The sequence below is a fragment of the Pseudomonas sp. PSKL.D1 genome, assembly GCF_028898945.1.
Taxonomy (GTDB): domain Bacteria; phylum Pseudomonadota; class Gammaproteobacteria; order Pseudomonadales; family Pseudomonadaceae; genus Aquipseudomonas.
This window is the reverse complement of the sequence record NZ_CP118607.1, coordinates 1065774-1082141: the sequence shown is the minus strand read 5'-3', so window position 1 is coordinate 1082141 and position 16368 is coordinate 1065774. Positions and strand designations below refer to the sequence as shown.

Here is a 16368-nt window from a genome sequence, read left to right as displayed (position 1 = left end):
CGCGGCGCACTGATGACCATCATCCGCGCGCCAGGTTCACTGGCCAACCGGCTGGTGCTTCCACCACGCGCAAAATTCATCCAGCGCCGTCCACAGGCTGACCTTGGGCTGATAGTCCAAATACTGCCGGGCACGGCTGATGTCCAGCGTAAAGTCACGGCTCATCACCTGCATGCCCACGCGCGACAGGGTGGGTTGCGGCCGGCCGGGCCAGAGCATGCACGCGGCTTCGTTCATGGCCGCCAGGCTGTAGGCCAGGCCGTAGGAGCGGTAACGGGTCACCTGCGGCAGGTTCATCTGGCGCATCACATAGTTCACCACATCCCACAGCGGCAGCGGCTGGCCGTTGCTGATGTTATAGGCCTGGCCCAACGCGCGATCCTCGGCGAACAGCGCGCTGAGCAGGGCCTCGTTGAGGTTATGCACGCTGGTGAAATCGACCTTGTTCAGGCCATTGCCGACAATCGCCACGCGGCCCTTGCGCTGCATCTGCATCAGCCGCGGGAAGATGCTGGCATCGCCCGCCCCGGTAACGAAACGCGGGCGCAGGGCGAGCACTTCCAGGCCAAACTCCTGGGCGCCGAACACCTTCTGCTCAGCCAGGTACTTGGTGTGCCCGTAATGGTCATGAAAGCGGCGCGGCACTTGGTCTTCACGAATATCCAGGCGCGAGCGACCATTGAAGTAGATCGACGGCGACGACAAATGCACCAGGCGCCGTACGTGCTCTTTAAGGCAACCCTCCACCACGTTTTCGGTGACCACCACATTGCCTTGATGAAAGTCCTGATAACGCCCCCAGGTGCCCACGGCCCCGGCGCAATGCACCACCGCCTCGACACCTTGGCACACGCGCCGGGCAAGCTCTGCATCACCCAGGTCGCCGGGGATGAACTGCGCGCCTCGCTTGACCAGGTGCTCGACCCCTTCGGCACGGCGCCCGCTGACCCGCACGTCCAGGCCCTGCTCCAGGGCAAAGCGCGCAAAACGCCCGCCAATGAAGCCGCTCGCGCCGGTGACCAGAATTCGCATGTAAGACTCCGCCTAGAATTTCAGATGCAACTGACGCTGGCTGCGGCTACAAGGGCACCAGCCAGTGCCGTGCCGTGTGCCGCAAGTGATCGGTCAGTTGCGCGAGCAGGTGCCCGCCGTTGCGCCAATGATGCCAGTACAAAGGCACATCGATGGGAGTATCGGCGCAGATTTCCACCAATTGCCCGCTCACCAATTGTTCGCGGGCCTGCAACTCTGGCACCAGCCCCCAGCCCAGCCCCGCTTCGGTCATGCGTAGAAAACCTTCGGAAGACGGGCAAAGGTGGTGCAGGAAGCCGCCTTCAATACCCAGCGAAGCCAGGTAACGGTGCTGCAGGAAATCATCCGGCCCGTACACGATGGCCGGCGTGCGGGCCAGGCGCCGCGCATCGAACCCTTGGGGGAAGCAGCGCGCCATGAATGCAGGGCTGGCCAGCGCCCGGTAGCGCATGGCCCCCAGCGGCAGGCTGCGTGCGCCGGCAACAGGGCGTTCACTGCCACACAGGCACGCTGCCACCTCCCCCGCGCGCATGCGCTTGAGCCCCACTTCCTGGTCTTCCACCACCAAGTCCGTGAGCAATTGATGCTCAGCACAGAAAGCCCCCACCGCACCCGCCCACCAGGTCGCCAGGCTGTCGGCATTGAGGGCGATGCGCAGGCGCTCCGGCAGGCCTTCCTCGTCAAGCGCCGGCACCTGGCGCTGCAGGTCGCGCTCCAGCAGGCGCACCTGCTGTACATGGTTGAGCAACTGCCGCCCGACTTCGGTGGGGCTCGGCGGCGTCGCCCGCACCAGCACGGGTTGGCCGACTCGCGCCTCCAGCAATTTGATGCGCTGTGAAATGGCAGACTGCGACAGCCCCAGCACCTGCGCTGCACGCTCGAAGCCACCCTGCTCGATCACCGCCGCGAGGGCTGCCAGCAGTTTGTAGTCGAACATCGATTTTCCTAATGAGCGATCAGCGATATTGGTTTTTCTTATACAGCGAGACACCGGAAAGTGGCCAGCATCTTTGGTTCACCGAGTACCCCGCCATGTGGCAAAGCTATCTGAACGGCATGCTGGTCGCCTTCGGCCTGATCATGGCCATCGGCGCGCAAAACGCCTTCGTCCTGGCGCAAAGCCTGCGCCGTGAACATCACCTGCCCGTGGCTGCGCTGTGCATTGTCTGCGATGCCATTCTGGTTGCCGCCGGCGTGTTCGGCCTGGCCACGGTGCTGGCGCACAACCCGACCTTGCTGGCCATTGCGCGCTGGGGTGGCGCGGTGTTCCTGATCTGGTACGGCGCCAAGGCGCTGCGCAGCGCCTGCTCAAAGCAGAGCCTGCAGCATCAGGAAGGCCAGGGCACGCGCTCACGGCGGGCGGTATTGCTTAGCGCCTTGGCGGTGACCTTGCTCAACCCGCATGTGTATCTGGACACCGTGCTGCTGATCGGCTCGCTCGGCGCCCAGCAGACCATGCCGGGGGCCTACGTGGCCGGTGCCGCCAGCGCATCGCTGGTGTGGTTTTCGACCTTGGCGATCGGTGCCGCGTGGCTGGCGCCCTGGCTTGCACGTCCGGCTACATGGCGAATGCTCGACCTGATGGTGGCGGTGATGATGTTCGCGGTGGCGGCCCAATTGATTTTCAATTGACGACCTTCTGTCGGCCCTGGCAAAGCCCTCTGGAACCTCTATTCCCTATGTTTGTTGCGTGGTTATACGCAGGGGCTGGTGCTATGATCCAGCCCTTGCGTCGCAAAGAGTACAAACTCGCCGACGCTCAGAGGGCCGCCCGTGATCGGCCCTGCGCAAACCGCGAACTAGACCTGAATCAGGAGATACACCATGGCTTTTGAATTGCCGCCGCTGCCGTACGCCCACGATGCCCTGCAGCCGCACATCTCCAAGGAAACCCTGGAGTTTCACCACGACAAGCACCACAACACCTATGTCGTGAACCTGAACAACCTGGTCCCAGGTACCGAATTCGAAGGCAAGACCCTGGAAGAGATCGTCAAGAGCTCTTCGGGTGGCATCTTCAACAACGCCGCCCAGGTCTGGAACCACACCTTCTACTGGAACTGCCTGGCGCCTAACGCCGGCGGCCAGCCTACCGGTGCCCTGGCTGAGGCCATCAACACCGCTTTCGGTTCCTTCGACAAGTTCAAGGAAGAGTTCACCAAGACTTCGGTTGGCACCTTCGGTTCCGGCTGGGGCTGGCTGGTGAAGAAAGCTGACGGTTCCCTGGCCCTGGCCAGCACCATCGGCGCCGGCTGCCCGCTGACCAGCGGCGACACCCCGCTGCTGACCTGCGACGTGTGGGAGCACGCCTACTACATCGACTACCGCAACCTGCGTCCGAAGTACGTCGAGGCGTTCTGGAACCTGGTCAACTGGGCCTTCGTTGCCGAGCAGTTCGAAGGCAAAACCTTCAAGGCCTGATTAATTCAGCCTTGAACAAAAGCCCGGCCTTGTGCCGGGTTTTTTTGTGCCCGCACATCTACCCCTTGCTCCCCCCGCATACCGCGCTAACATCAAACGTCTGGAAGTTTGCTGTAGCGCACTCAAGTTGCAAGGTCAGGCAACCGATACACTGCTCAGGGCAGCCCCATTGGCCGATAGTGTATTGCCAACGTTAATGGCAAGATGATGCCATGCGCATGGATTAAGGAAACCCCATTTGAAGCTGGAATTGCGGAACAGCTTATCGGTCAAGTTGCTCAGGGTCGTCCTGCTTTCGGCGCTGGCAGTTGGCGTCGTCCTCAGTTGCGCGCAAATCGTCTACGACACCTACAAGACCCGCCAGGCCGTCACCAATGACGCCCAGCGCATCCTCGACATGTTCCGCGACCCGTCCACCCAGGCGGTTTACAGCCTTGACCGGGAAATGGGCATGCAGGTGATGGAAGGCCTGTTCCAGGACGAATCGGTACGCATGGCGTCCATTGGCCACCCCAACGAAACCATGCTGGCGGAAAAATCCCGGCCGCTGCGCGACATGTCCATGCGCTGGCTCACCGACCTGTTTCTGGGCCAGGAACGCACCTACACCACCCAACTGGTCGGCCGCGGCCCCTACAGCGAGTACTACGGCGACCTGAGCATCACCCTCGACACCGCCTCCTACGGTGAAGATTTCCTGATCAACGCCATCATCATCTTCATCTCCGGCGTGCTGCGGGCGCTGGCGATGGGCCTGGTGTTGTACCTGGTCTATCACTGGCTGTTGACCAAACCGCTGTCGAAAATCATCGAACACCTCACCCAGATCAACCCCGACCGCCCCAGCCAGCACCAGATCCCGCTGCTCAAAGGCCACGAAAAGAACGAGTTGGGTATCTGGGTCAACACCGCCAACCAGTTGCTGGCGTCTATCGAACGCAACACACACCTGCGTCATGAGGCTGAAAACAGCCTGCAACGCATGGCTCAATACGACTTCCTCACCGGGCTGCCCAACCGCCAACAGTTGCAGACGCAGCTGGACAAGATCCTCACCGACGGCGGCCGCCTGCAGCATCGTGTGGCCGTGCTGTGCGTGGGCCTGGATGACTTCAAGGGCATCAACGAGCAATTCAGTTATCAGGTGGGTGACCAACTGCTGCTGGCCCTGGCCGACCGCCTGCGCGCCCATAGTGGCCGCCTGGGCGCCTTGGCCCGCCTGGGGGGCGACCAGTTCGCCCTGGTGCAGGCCAACATCGAGCAGCCTTACGAAGCGGCCGAGCTGGCGCAAAGCATCCTCGACGACCTTGAAGTGCCATTCGGCCTGGATCACCAGCAAATCCGCCTGCGTGCCACCATCGGCATCACCCTGTTCCCCGAAGACGGCGACAGCACGGAAAAACTGCTGCAAAAGGCCGAACAGACCATGACCCTGGCCAAAGCACGCTCGCGCAACCGCTATCAGTTTTACATCGCCAGCGTCGACAGCGAGATGCGCCGCCGACGTGAGCTGGAAAAAGACCTGCGCGAGGCCCTGCCACGCAACCAGCTGTACCTGGTGTATCAGCCCCAGATCAGCTACCGCGACCACCGCGTGGTCGGTGTCGAAGCCCTGCTGCGCTGGCAGCACCCGGAGCTGGGCATGGTCCCGCCCGACCAGTTCATCCCGCTTGCCGAGCAGAACGGCAACATCATCACCATCGGCGAATGGGTGCTCGACCAGGCCTGCAAGCAACTGCGCGAGTGGCACGACCTGGGCTTCAGCGAGCTGCGCATGGCGGTCAACCTGTCCACCGTGCAGTTGCACCACAACGAACTGCCGCGCGTAGTCAACAACCTGCTGCAAGCCTACCGGCTGCCGCCACGCAGCCTGGAGCTGGAAGTGACCGAAACCGGCCTGATGGAAGACATCAGCACCGCTGCCCAGCACCTGCTGAGCCTGCGCCGCTCGGGGGCAATGATTGCCATTGACGACTTTGGCACCGGCTATTCCTCGCTCAGCTACCTGAAGTCGCTGCCGCTGGACAAGATCAAGATCGACAAGAGCTTCGTGCAAGATCTGCTCGACGATGACGACGACGCCACCATCGTTCGCGCCATCATCCAGCTGGGCAAGAGCCTGGGGATGCAGGTGATCGCCGAGGGCGTGGAAACCGCCGAGCAGGAAACCTACATCATTGCCCAGGGCTGCCACGAAGGTCAGGGCTACCACTACAGCAAGCCGCTGTCGGCGCGCGAGCTGACCAGTTTCCTCAAGCAGGCCCAGCGCAATCAGGTTTCAGCGCTGTAACCCTTGCCCGTTACAGTCCATGACGCTCATTGACATGAATTGTGCGCACAGCTCTTTACAGCAAATGCAAATCTTTCGCATGATGTTGCGGTTTCGCGTGCCACGGCGCACGGCTTGAACCCTTGGTCCAACCACACGACGCAGGAAAACCAATAATGATTCGAATGCCTCTGGCCTCCGCCAGTCTGCTGGCCATCGCCATCGCTCTCGCCGGTTGCGGCGAAGGCAAGGATGACAAGGCCGCCGCCCCGCAAGCTCAGGCACCTGCTGCCGCCAGCACCACCGCCGCGGCGCCTGGGGCTGTCGACGAAGCAGCCGGCAAGGCCGTGGTCAAGCATTACGCCGATATGGTCTACGCCGTGTACAGCGACTCGCTGAGCACCGCCAAAACCCTGCAGACCGCCATCGACGCGTTCCTTGCCAAGCCCAACGATGAAACCCTGAAGGCCGCCAAGGCTGCCTGGGCCGCCGCGCGTGTTCCTTACCTGCAGAGTGAAGCCTTCCGCTTCGGCAACACCATCATCGACGACTGGGAAGGCCAAGTGAACGCCTGGCCGCTGGACGAAGGCCTGATCGACTACGTCGACAAGAGCTACGAGCACGCCCTGGGCAACCCGGCCGCCAGCGCCAACATCATCGCCAACACCGAGATCCAGGTGGGCGAAGAGAAGGTCGACGTCAAGGACATCACCGCCGAGAAACTGGCCAGCCTGAACGAGCTGGGCGGCTCCGAAGCCAACGTCGCCACTGGCTACCACGCCATCGAGTTCCTGCTCTGGGGCCAGGACCTGAACGGTACCGGCCCGGGCGCAGGCAACCGCCCTGCTTCGGACTACCTGGAAGGCCAGGGCGCCACCGGCGGCCACAACGACCGTCGCCGCGCCTACCTGAAGGCCGTTACCGAGCTGCTGGTCAAAGACCTCGAAGAGATGGTCGGCAACTGGGCACCGAACGTGGCCGACAACTACCGCGCCACTCTGGAAGCAGAGCCGGTCAACGACGGCCTGCGCAAGATGCTGTTCGGCATGGGCAGCCTTTCGCTGGGCGAACTGGCTGGCGAGCGCATGAAGGTTTCGCTGGAAGCCAACTCGCCTGAAGACGAGCAGGACTGCTTCAGCGACAACACCCACTACTCGCACTTCTACGACGCCAAGGGTATCCGCAACGTCTACCTGGGCGAGTACACTCGCGCCGACGGCACCAAGATGACCGGCCCAAGCCTGTCGTCGCTGGTGGCCAAGGTTGACCCAGCTGCCGACGCTACCCTGAAGGCCGACCTGGAAGCCACCGAAGCCAAGATCCAGGTCATGGTTGACCACGCCCTCAAAGGCGAGCACTACGACCAGCTGATCGCCGCCGACAACGCGGCCGGCAACCAGATCGTGCGTGATGCCATCGCATCCTTGGTCAAGCAGACCGGTGCGATCGAGCAGGCTGCGGGCAAGTTGGGGATCTCCAACCTGAACCCGGACACTGCGGATCACGAGTTCTGATGCTGTTTTGACGCGTTCCATCCAACGCCCGGTCTAGTGCCGGGCGTTTTTGTCTCTGAAGCGCGGCTGTGTTTCCCTCTGCTCTGACGCAGGTCCCTGCTGCATCGTGGTTGCCTGTCGTTACTGCAATCACGGGCGTCAACATGTTCCAGATTCTAGACGTGTGGGGAGAAGGGCGAATAGTCGACTCGGCTGGCGGAAAAAAAATCGTCACCGGATTCACCCACGCCTACAACCTCAACAAATTCGACCAGCAAATCTCCAACGGCCCCTTCACTGGCAATCCCATCCCGCATCTTTTCCCCGTCTACGAGTATGACGCGCCGCGCTTTCCTCTGGATGACCGCTCGGTGATGCATATAACGCTGATGGGAGCTCCCATTACCCAAGAAGTGGCACAGGAAATGTGCCGAGTGCTTGGCCACTCGGGAAAAGTCTACCTGTACGACCCGAACGAACGCCATCGCCGCCTGTTCGAGTCAGTCGCTTTTGACCATGGCTTGCACCTTGAAGGACGTTTTTCTCCTGAAGAACTGGAGCCGCCATTCAACGAAATCACATTGCTGGCGGCCTACGTTTATCGCGCACCTCCCCCTCCCCTACCGCGCCCCGCTCACTAAAACCAGAGAAGGACAAATCAATGGCCAGCGTGACATACCTCAGATCGATTGCTAACAACACCCCCTATACACTGACGTTGATCGACGGAGAAAACCGAAGCAACAGCCTTGCGATTGGTGCACAACATGTCTGGAATGGCCAATTGGCCGTCCCGTGGATCGGTCGAGCGGCTGAAGATTACAAAGCCATCCGTATCATTCTCGGACCACGCGCCGAAACAAACATCTGGATGTTTCAGGACTACTGGGAGCCTGCTCACAAAGATGCGATCAAATGCCTAAGCGGTAGCACCATGGACTACACCAGCACCGACACCATTGAGGTGCCTGGGGATAACCGCGGCGGCGGCAGCAAAAACCTGATCGTCAATCTGGTGAACCGCGACTTCAAACTCTATATGGCTTGAGGGAGAACGAAGCGCGTCAATTTCATCTGGCAAACGCAAATTGCTCTTATTCAATCATCCTGGGCCTGATAAGCTTGCACGCCGGTTTTACGCTCACGCCCAGGATCCTTGATGTCCTTGTCGCTGTCCCGACACACTCTTCTGCTGCTGGCCCTCGCCCTCGCAGCCTGTGACGACGCCCCGCGTTTCACCCAGGCCGAGCCTGGCGAAGCGTTGTCTGGTGGCCAGGCAACCGTGCAGCGCAGCGACCGCAGTGCCTTTTCCCTGCCTTCGGCCAACCTGTCACCCGAGCGGCGGCTGGACTTCGCCGTCGGCAACAGCTTTTTCCGCAACCCGTGGGTGATCGCCCCGTCCACCACCACCGCGCGTGACGGCCTGGGCCCGCTGTTCAACACCAACGCCTGCCAGAACTGCCATGTACGCGATGGCCGCGGCCATCCACCCGAACCTGGCGACAGCAACGCCGTGTCGATGCTGGTGCGCCTGTCGATCCCCGATCAGCCTTACCTGGCCAAGGAAATCGAGCGCATCGGCGTAGTCCCCGAGCCGGTCTATGGCACCCAGTTGCAGGACATGGCCATCCCCGGCGTAGCGCCCGAGGGCAAGGTGCGGGTGACCTACGACAACCAGACCGTCACCTTCAACGACGGCCATCAAGTCGAGCTCCGTCGTCCGAGCCTGCAAATCACGCAGCTCGGCTACGGCCCGATGCACCCCGACACCCGCTTTTCGGCCCGGGTTGCCCCGCCCATGATCGGCCTGGGCCTGCTCGAAGCCATCCCTGAAGCCGACATTCTGGCCAACGAAGACCCCGACGACCGCAACCGCGATGGCATTCGTGGCCGTGCCAACCGAGTGTGGGACGATGCCCAGGGCAAAACCGTGCTGGGCCGCTTTGGCTGGAAAGCCGGGCAACCCAACGTCAATCAGCAGAACGTGCATGCCTTCATCGGCGACATGGGGCTCACCACCCACCTGCAACCGAAGGACGACTGCACCCCGGCGCAAACCGCCTGCCTGGCCGCGCCCAACGGCGAAGGCCCCGATGGTGAAAAGGAAGTCAGCGACAACATTTTGCGCCTGGTGACCTTCTACACCCGCAACCTGGGCGTACCCGCCCGGCGCGATGTGGACGCCCCGCAGGTACTGGCCGGCAAGAACCTGTTTTTCGAGGCCGGCTGCCAGGGCTGCCACACCCCGCAGTTCACCACCGCCAAAACCGGCATCGAGCCTGAACTGGCCGGCCAGGTGATCCGCCCCTACACCGACCTGCTGCTGCACGACATGGGCCCCGGCCTTGCCGACGAGCGCACCGAATTCACCGCCAACGGCCAGGACTGGCGCACCGCACCGCTGTGGGGCATCGGCCTGACCGAGACCGTCAGCGGCCACACCCAGTACCTGCACGACGGCCGCGCCCGCAACCTGCTCGAAGCCGTGCTCTGGCACGGTGGCGAAGCGCAGGCTGCACGCGATCACGTTTTGACCTTCAATGCCGAGCAACGCGCCGCGTTGCTTGCCTTCCTGAACTCACTTTAAACGCGCAAGGAGCCGGGCATGTTCCGACCCAAACTGTTGTTCACCAGCCTCGCTGCACTCGCCCTGGGTGCTTGCTCGCCGCAAGACCCGCAGGCCGTGACCTCCGCCGCCATCGCCAAGCAGGTGATCCTGCCCACCTACAGCCGCTGGGTCGAAGCCGACCGCGCGCTGGCCGCCAGCGCCCTGGCCTTCTGTGAAGGCAAACAGAGCCTGGAAACCGCCCGCGCCGACTTCCTCAACGCGCAAAAAGCCTGGGCCGAGCTGCAACCGCTACTGGTCGGGCCCCTGGCCGAAGGCAACCGCGCCTGGCAGGTACAATTCTGGCCCGACAAGAAAAACCTGGTCGGCCGCCAGGTTGAGCAACTGGTCAATGGCGACAAGCCGGTCGATGCCGCCAGCCTGGGCAAATCCAGCGTCGTGGTGCGTGGCCTGTCGGCCTACGAGTACATCCTGTTCGACAGCAAGCCAGACGTCGCTACCGCCGAGCAAAAGGCCCGCTACTGCCCACTGCTGGTGGCCATCGGCGAACACCAGAAGAACTTGGCGGAAGAGATCCTCAAGGGCTGGAACAGCACCGACGGCATGCTGTCGCAGATGACCAAGTTCCCCAACCAGCGCTATGCCGACTCCCATGAGGCCATCGCCGACGTGCTGCGTGCCCAGGTCACCGCGCTGGATACCCTGAAAAAGAAACTCGGCGCGCCGATGGGCCGCCAGAGCAAGAACATTCCGCAACCGCTGCAGGCCGAAGCCTGGCGCAGCCATTCCTCGCTCAAGAGCCTGGAAGCCAGCCTGAAAGCCGCGCAAACGGTCTGGGTTGGTGTCGACAATCAGGGCCTGCGCGGCCTGCTGGGCAGCGACCAGAAAGCCCTGGCGCAAAAGATCGACGACGCCTACGCTACCTCCCTCAAACTGCTGGCCGACAACCAGAAGACCCTGGGCGAGCTGCTGGCCGACGACGCCGGCCAACAAACCCTCAACCAGATCTACGACAGCCTCAACGTCGTCCACCGCCTGCACGAAGGCGAGCTGGCCAAGGCGTTGAACATTCAGCTGGGCTTCAATGCCAACGACGGTGACTGATCATGCTGCGACGCCAGGCCATCAAACTCGGTAGCGTATTGCTCAGCGCCCTCACCCTGGGCGGCTGGAGCCTGTTCCGCAAACAAGGCAGCGAGCCCTTGCTGCTGTCGGCGCGTGACGATGGCGACGGCAAGCATTATGCGGTCGGGTTCCGCCTGGACGGCACTCAGGTGTTCAGCACCCAGGTGGCCCAGCGTTGCCATGCCATCATCAACCACCCCGAGTTGCCCATCGCGCTGTTCGTCGCGCGCCGCCCAGGTACCGAAAGTTACCTGGTCGATTTGCGCGACGGGCGGCTGCTGCAAACCATCACCTCCCAACCGAACCGGCATTTCTATGGCCATGCGGTGATCCACAAAGGCGGTGAGTGGCTGTACGCCACCGAAAACGACACCACCGACCCGGGGCGTGGCGTGCTCGGTGTGTACCGCTTCGAGGGTGAGCGGCTGGTGCACACCGGGGAAATTCCGACCCACGGCATCGGCCCCCATGAAGTGGCCTGGCTGCCGGACGGTGAAACACTGATCGTGGCCAACGGCGGCATTCGCACCGAGGCCGAAAGCCGGGTCGAGATGAACCTTAACGCCATGGAGCCGAGCCTGGTGCTGATGCAGCGTGACGGCACCCTGCTGAGCAAGGAAACCCTTGCCCAGCAGATGAACAGCGTGCGCCACCTGGCCGTGGGCCAGGACGGCACCATCGCCGCCTGCCAACAGTTCATGGGCGATGCCGACACCACCGCCGAACTGCTGGCAATCAAGCGGCCGGGCGAGGCGTTCAAGGCCTTCCCGGTGCCGGAGCATCAGCTGCAATCGATGGCGCAGTACACCGCCAGCGTGGCCATTCACAGTGAGCTGCGGCTGGTGGCGTTGACGGCGCCGCGGGCAAACCGGCTGTTTGTGTGGGACCTGGACAGCGGCGCGGTGAAGCTTGATGCGCCGATGCCGGATTGTGCCGGGGTTGGGGCGGTGAAGGATGGATTTGTGGTGACGTCCGGGCAGGGGCGGTGCCGGTTTTATGATTGCACCAAGGCTGAGCTGGTTGGGCAGCCGATGAAACTGCCTTCCGGGTTTTGGGATAACCACTTGCACCTGGCTTGAGGGCCTGATCGCGGATAAATCCGCTCCTACAGGTTCTCACCCTCCTGTAGGAGCGGATTTATCCGCGATAAGCCGGCACAGGTATCCCTCCCTTCCCCACTCGTCGAAAACAGTCAATACTCCCCCTACCGCACGTGGGCAGGATCGCCCGTTGTCGTGTCATAACGAATAACAACCCTGCATCCAAGGAACCGGACTTATGCTGCGCCGCCGCATGCTCATCATGTTGGGGGTGGTTCTGCTGATCGTGTTGGCCCTGGGGGGCTACAAAGCGTTTTCGATCTACCAGCAGATCCAGATGTTCACTGCCCCGAAGCCGCCCATTACCGTGGCAGCAGCCCTGGCCGAACAACGCCAGTGGCAACAGCGCCTGCCCGCCGTCGGCAGCCTCAAGGCCCTGCAGGGCGTGGAACTGAGCCTGGAGGTGGAAGGTACGGTCAAGACGCTGCACTTCGACTCTGGCCAGAAGGTCAAAGCCGGGCAACTGCTGCTGCAGCTCAACGACGACCAGGAAACCGCCCTGCTCGGCACCGCCCAGGCCGACCTGGGCCTGGCCAAAGTGGACTTCGGCCGTGGCAGTCAACTGGTCGGCGATTCGGCGATCTCCCGCGGCGAATACGACCGCCTCACCGCCCAGTACCGCCGCAACCAGGCCGTGGTCGACCAGCTCAAGGCGTCAAAAACCAAAAAAAGCATCAGCGCCCCGTTCAGCGGCACCATCGGCATCCGTCAGGTGGACGTGGGCAGTTACCTGCCCGCAGGCACGGTGATCGCCACCCTGCAGGACACCTCCAGCCTCTATGTCGACTTCAACGTACCCGAACAGGCCCTGCCGCATCTGAGCCTGGGCCAACAGGTGCAAGTGCAGGTAGCCGCCTACCCCGGCCAGACCTTCCCGGCCAGCCTCAGCGCCATCAACCCCAAGGTCGAGGAAAGCACCCGCAACCTGCTGGTGCGCGCGACCATGGCCAACCCGGACGGCAAGCTGCTGCCGGGCATGTTCGCCAGCCTGCTGGTCCTGCTGCCCGACCCGCAGCCCCAGGTGGTAGTACCGGAAAGCGCCATTACCTACACGCTCTACGGCAATTCGGTGTACGTCGCCACGCCCAAGCAGGACAAGGACGGCCAGAACCAGCTCACCGCCGAACAGCGCACCGTGCAAACCGGCGAACGCCGCGATGGTGTTGTGGTGGTACTCAAAGGGCTCAAGGCGGGCGAGCAGGTGGTGACCGCCGGGCAACTCAAGCTGAGCCCGGGGGCAGTCATCCGCATCGGCCAGGACCCTGTAATCAAGCCCACCGCCAGCACCCCGAGTGCGGACTGATCAGGAGGCAGACATGGCGTTCACCGACCCGTTCATCCGCCGCCCGGTGCTGGCCACCGTGGTCAGCCTGCTGATTCTTTTGCTCGGCTTCCAGGCCTGGAGCAAGCTGCAGATCCGCCAGTACCCGCAAATGGAAAACGCCCTGATCACGGTCACCACCGCCTATCCCGGTGCCAACGCCGAAACCATCCAGGGCTACATCACCCAGCCGCTGCAGCAGAGCCTGGCCAGCGCCGAAGGCATCGACTACATGACCTCGGTAAGCCGGCAGAACTTCTCGATCATTTCCATCTATGCGCGTATCGGCGCCGACAGCGATCGCCTGTTCACCGAATTGCTGGCCAAGGCCAACGAGGTGCGCAACCAGTTGCCCCAGGACTCCGAAGACCCGGTGCTGAGCAAAGAGGCCGCCGACGCCTCGGCACTGATGTACATCAGCTTTTACAGCAAGGAAATGAGCAACCCGCAGATCACCGATTACCTGTCACGGGTGATCCAGCCCAAGCTGGCTACGCTGCCGGGCATGGCCGAGGCCGAAATCCTCGGCAACCAGGTGTTCGCCATGCGTATCTGGATCGACCCGGTAAAGCTTGCCGGTTTTGGCCTGGCAGCCACCGATGTGACCAATGCCGTGCGCCGCTACAACTTCCTCGCCGCCGCTGGCGAGGTGAAAGGCGAGTACGTGGTCACCAGCATCAACGCCAGCACGGAACTGAAGTCGGCCGAAGCGTTTGCGGCGCTGCCGGTCAAGACCACCGGAGACAGCCGCGTGCTGCTGGGCGATGTGGCGCGGGTGGAAATGGGCGCGGAGAACTACGACACGGTCAGCTCGTTCGACGGCATCCCGTCGGTCTATATCGGCATCAAAGCCACCCCGGCGGCCAACCCGCTGGAGGTGATCAAAGAAGTGCGGCGCATCATGCCGGAACTGGAAAGCCAGTTGCCATCCGCGCTCAAGGTATCGATTGCCTACGACGCCACACTCTTCATCCAGGCGTCCATCGACGAGGTAATCAAGACCCTTGGCGAGGCCGTGCTGATCGTCATCGTGGTGGTGTTCCTGTTCCTCGGTGCCTTGCGTTCGGTGCTGATCCCGGTAGTGACCATTCCCCTGTCGATGATCGGCGTGCTGTTTTTCATGCAGATGATGGGGTACTCCCTGAACCTGCTGACCCTGCTGGCCATGGTGCTGGCCATCGGCCTGGTGGTGGACGATGCCATCGTGGTGGTGGAGAACATTCACCGGCACATGGAAGAAGGCAAGACACCGTTTGATGCCGCGTTGGAGGGCGCGCGGGAAATCGCCATGCCGGTGGTGTCGATGACCATCACGCTGGCGGCGGTTTACGCCCCCATCGGCTTCCTCACAGGCCTTACCGGGGCGCTGTTCAAGGAGTTTGCCCTTACGCTGGCCGGTGCGGTGGTGATCTCAGGCGTAGTTGCCCTGACCCTGTCGCCCATGATGTGCGCCCTGCTGCTGCGTCAGGAGCAAAACCCTACGGGCTTGGCCCACCGCCTGGATGTGCTGTTCGAGAGTTTGAAGGTGCGTTACCAGCGGCTGCTGCACGCGACACTCAACAGCCGCCCGGTGGTGCTGGTGTTCGCAGTGATCATCCTGTGCCTGATCCCGGTATTGCTCAAGTTCACCCAGAACGAACTCGCCCCCAACGAGGACCAGGGCGTGATTTTCATGATGAGCAGCTCGCCGCAACCGGCCAACCTGGACTACCTCAACGCCTACACCGATGCCTTCACGCCGCTGTTCAAGACTTTCCCCGAGTACTACTCGTCGTTCCAGATCAATGGCTTCAACGGCGTGCAAAGCGGGATTGGCGGCTTCCTGCTCAAGCCCTGGAACGAGCGTGAACGCACCCAGATGGAGCTGCTGCCCGAGGTGCAGGCCAAACTTGAAGAAATCGGCGGCCTGCAGATTTTCGGCTTCAACCTGCCATCACTGCCCGGCACGGGTGAAGGGCTGCCGTTTCAGTTCGTGATCAACACCGCTGGCGACTACCCGGCACTGCTGGAGGTTGCCCAGCGGGTCAAGGAGCGGGCCCAGGCCTCCGGCAAGTTCGCATTCCTCGACATCGACCTGGCCTTTGACAAGCCCGAGGTGGTGGTCGACATCGACCGGGCAAAAGCGGCGCAGATGGGCGTGTCCATGGATGCGCTGGGCGGCACCCTGGCCACCTTGCTGGGCGAGGCAGAGATCAACCGCTTCACCCTGGAAGGCCGCAGTTACAAGGTGATCGCCCAAGTGGAACGGCCCTACCGGGACAACGCCGGCTGGCTGAACAATTACTATGTGAAGAACGACCAAGGCCAGTTATTGCCCTTGTCCACGCTGATCACCCTCAGCGACCGGGCGCGCCCGCGCCAGCTGAACCAGTTCCAGCAGCTCAACTCGGCGATCATCCAGGGCGTGCCACTGGTGAGCATCGGCGAGGCCTTGCAGACCGTGCGCGACATCGCCCGCGAGGAAGCGCCAGAGGGCTTTTCATTCGACTACGCAGGCATAGCGCGGCAGTACGTGCAGGAAGGCAGTGCGCTGTGGGTCACGTTCGGGCTGGCACTGGCCATTATCTTCCTGGTGCTGGCAGCGCAATTCGAGAGCTTCCGCGACCCGCTGGTGATTCTGGTGACGGTGCCGTTGTCGATTTGCGGGGCTTTGATTCCGCTGTTCCTGGGGATATCGAGCATGAACATCTACACCCAGGTGGGGCTGGTGACGCTGATCGGGCTGATCAGCAAGCACGGGATCCTGATCGTCGAATTCGCCAACCAGTTACGCGAGGAAAAGGGGCTGGAGGTGCGGGAGGCCATCGAGGAAGCCGCCGCCATTCGCTTGCGGCCGGTGCTGATGACCACGGCGGCAATGGTTTTCGGGATGGTGCCGTTGATCCTGGCGACCGGCGCCGGGGCGGTGAGCCGGTTTGATATCGGGACGGTGATTGCGACGGGGATGTCGATCGGGACGTTGTTTACGTTGTTCGTGTTGCCTTGCATTTATACGTTGCTGGCCCACAAATCGACAGCCAGGGAACCTGCGGTTGCCTGAC

13 protein-coding genes are annotated in these 16368 nt (G+C 62.4%); 11 read left to right on the top strand and 2 right to left on the bottom strand.

Features of this window, described 5'->3' with window-relative positions; genetic code table 11:
- Positions 1–36: 36 nt before the first annotated feature.
- Both PVV54_RS04720 and PVV54_RS04715 read right to left on the bottom strand, forming a co-directional pair.
- Positions 37–1032 carry an NAD-dependent epimerase/dehydratase family protein gene (locus PVV54_RS04720; protein ID WP_274908825.1) on the bottom strand — a complete coding sequence of 332 codons (996 nt, stop codon included), beginning with the start codon at positions 1030–1032 and terminating at the stop codon, positions 37–39.
- Positions 1033–1078: 46 nt separating this feature from the next.
- Positions 1079–1969, bottom strand: a complete 891-nt coding sequence (locus PVV54_RS04715; protein WP_274908824.1) for a LysR family transcriptional regulator ArgP — start codon at positions 1967–1969, stop codon at positions 1079–1081.
- A 95-nt stretch (positions 1970–2064) separates the two neighbouring features.
- Here PVV54_RS04715 and PVV54_RS04710 point away from each other — a divergent pair, with 95 nt between their 5' ends.
- The 11 genes from PVV54_RS04710 (at position 2065) to PVV54_RS04660 (ending at position 16367) form a co-directional block, all read left to right on the top strand.
- Positions 2065–2664, top strand: a complete 600-nt coding sequence (locus PVV54_RS04710) for a LysE/ArgO family amino acid transporter (protein WP_274908823.1) — start codon at positions 2065–2067, stop codon at positions 2662–2664.
- Positions 2665–2856: 192 nt separating this feature from the next.
- A complete protein-coding gene (locus tag PVV54_RS04705; protein WP_274908822.1) occupies positions 2857–3453 on the top strand; it encodes a superoxide dismutase in 597 nt (198 codons plus the stop codon).
- Positions 3454–3691: 238 nt separating this feature from the next.
- Positions 3692–5743 (top strand): putative bifunctional diguanylate cyclase/phosphodiesterase, encoded by a 2052-nt coding sequence (locus tag PVV54_RS04700; RefSeq protein ID WP_274908821.1) that lies wholly within the window; start codon positions 3692–3694, stop codon positions 5741–5743.
- Between the two features lie 155 nt (positions 5744–5898).
- The gene (locus PVV54_RS04695; RefSeq protein WP_274908820.1) at positions 5899–7236 is read left to right on the top strand and encodes an imelysin family protein; all 1338 of its coding nucleotides are present in this window, start codon (positions 5899–5901) and stop codon (positions 7234–7236) included.
- A gap of 143 nt (positions 7237–7379) precedes the next feature.
- Complete coding sequence (locus tag PVV54_RS04690; RefSeq protein WP_274908819.1) at positions 7380–7856, top strand: hypothetical protein; 477 nt, start codon at positions 7380–7382, stop codon at positions 7854–7856.
- A gap of 20 nt (positions 7857–7876) precedes the next feature.
- The gene (locus PVV54_RS04685; RefSeq protein WP_274908818.1) at positions 7877–8263 is read left to right on the top strand and encodes a hypothetical protein; all 387 of its coding nucleotides are present in this window, start codon (positions 7877–7879) and stop codon (positions 8261–8263) included.
- Between the two features lie 111 nt (positions 8264–8374).
- Positions 8375–9802, top strand: a complete 1428-nt coding sequence (locus tag PVV54_RS04680; RefSeq protein WP_274908817.1) for a di-heme oxidoreductase family protein — start codon at positions 8375–8377, stop codon at positions 9800–9802.
- Positions 9803–9820: 18 nt separating this feature from the next.
- Entirely contained in the window at positions 9821–10885 is a 1065-nt protein-coding gene (locus PVV54_RS04675; protein WP_274908816.1) for an imelysin family protein, read from the top strand.
- Between the two features lie 2 nt (positions 10886–10887).
- Positions 10888–11985, top strand: coding sequence for a DUF1513 domain-containing protein (locus tag PVV54_RS04670; protein ID WP_274908815.1), 1098 nt, complete (start codon positions 10888–10890; stop codon positions 11983–11985).
- Between the two features lie 199 nt (positions 11986–12184).
- On the top strand, positions 12185–13309 hold the full coding sequence (locus PVV54_RS04665) for an efflux RND transporter periplasmic adaptor subunit (RefSeq protein ID WP_274908814.1): 1125 nt from the start codon (positions 12185–12187) through the stop codon (positions 13307–13309).
- Between the two features lie 13 nt (positions 13310–13322).
- Positions 13323–16367, top strand: coding sequence for a multidrug efflux RND transporter permease subunit (locus tag PVV54_RS04660; protein WP_274908813.1), 3045 nt, complete (start codon positions 13323–13325; stop codon positions 16365–16367).
- The last annotated feature ends 1 nt before the right edge of the window (position 16368 follow it).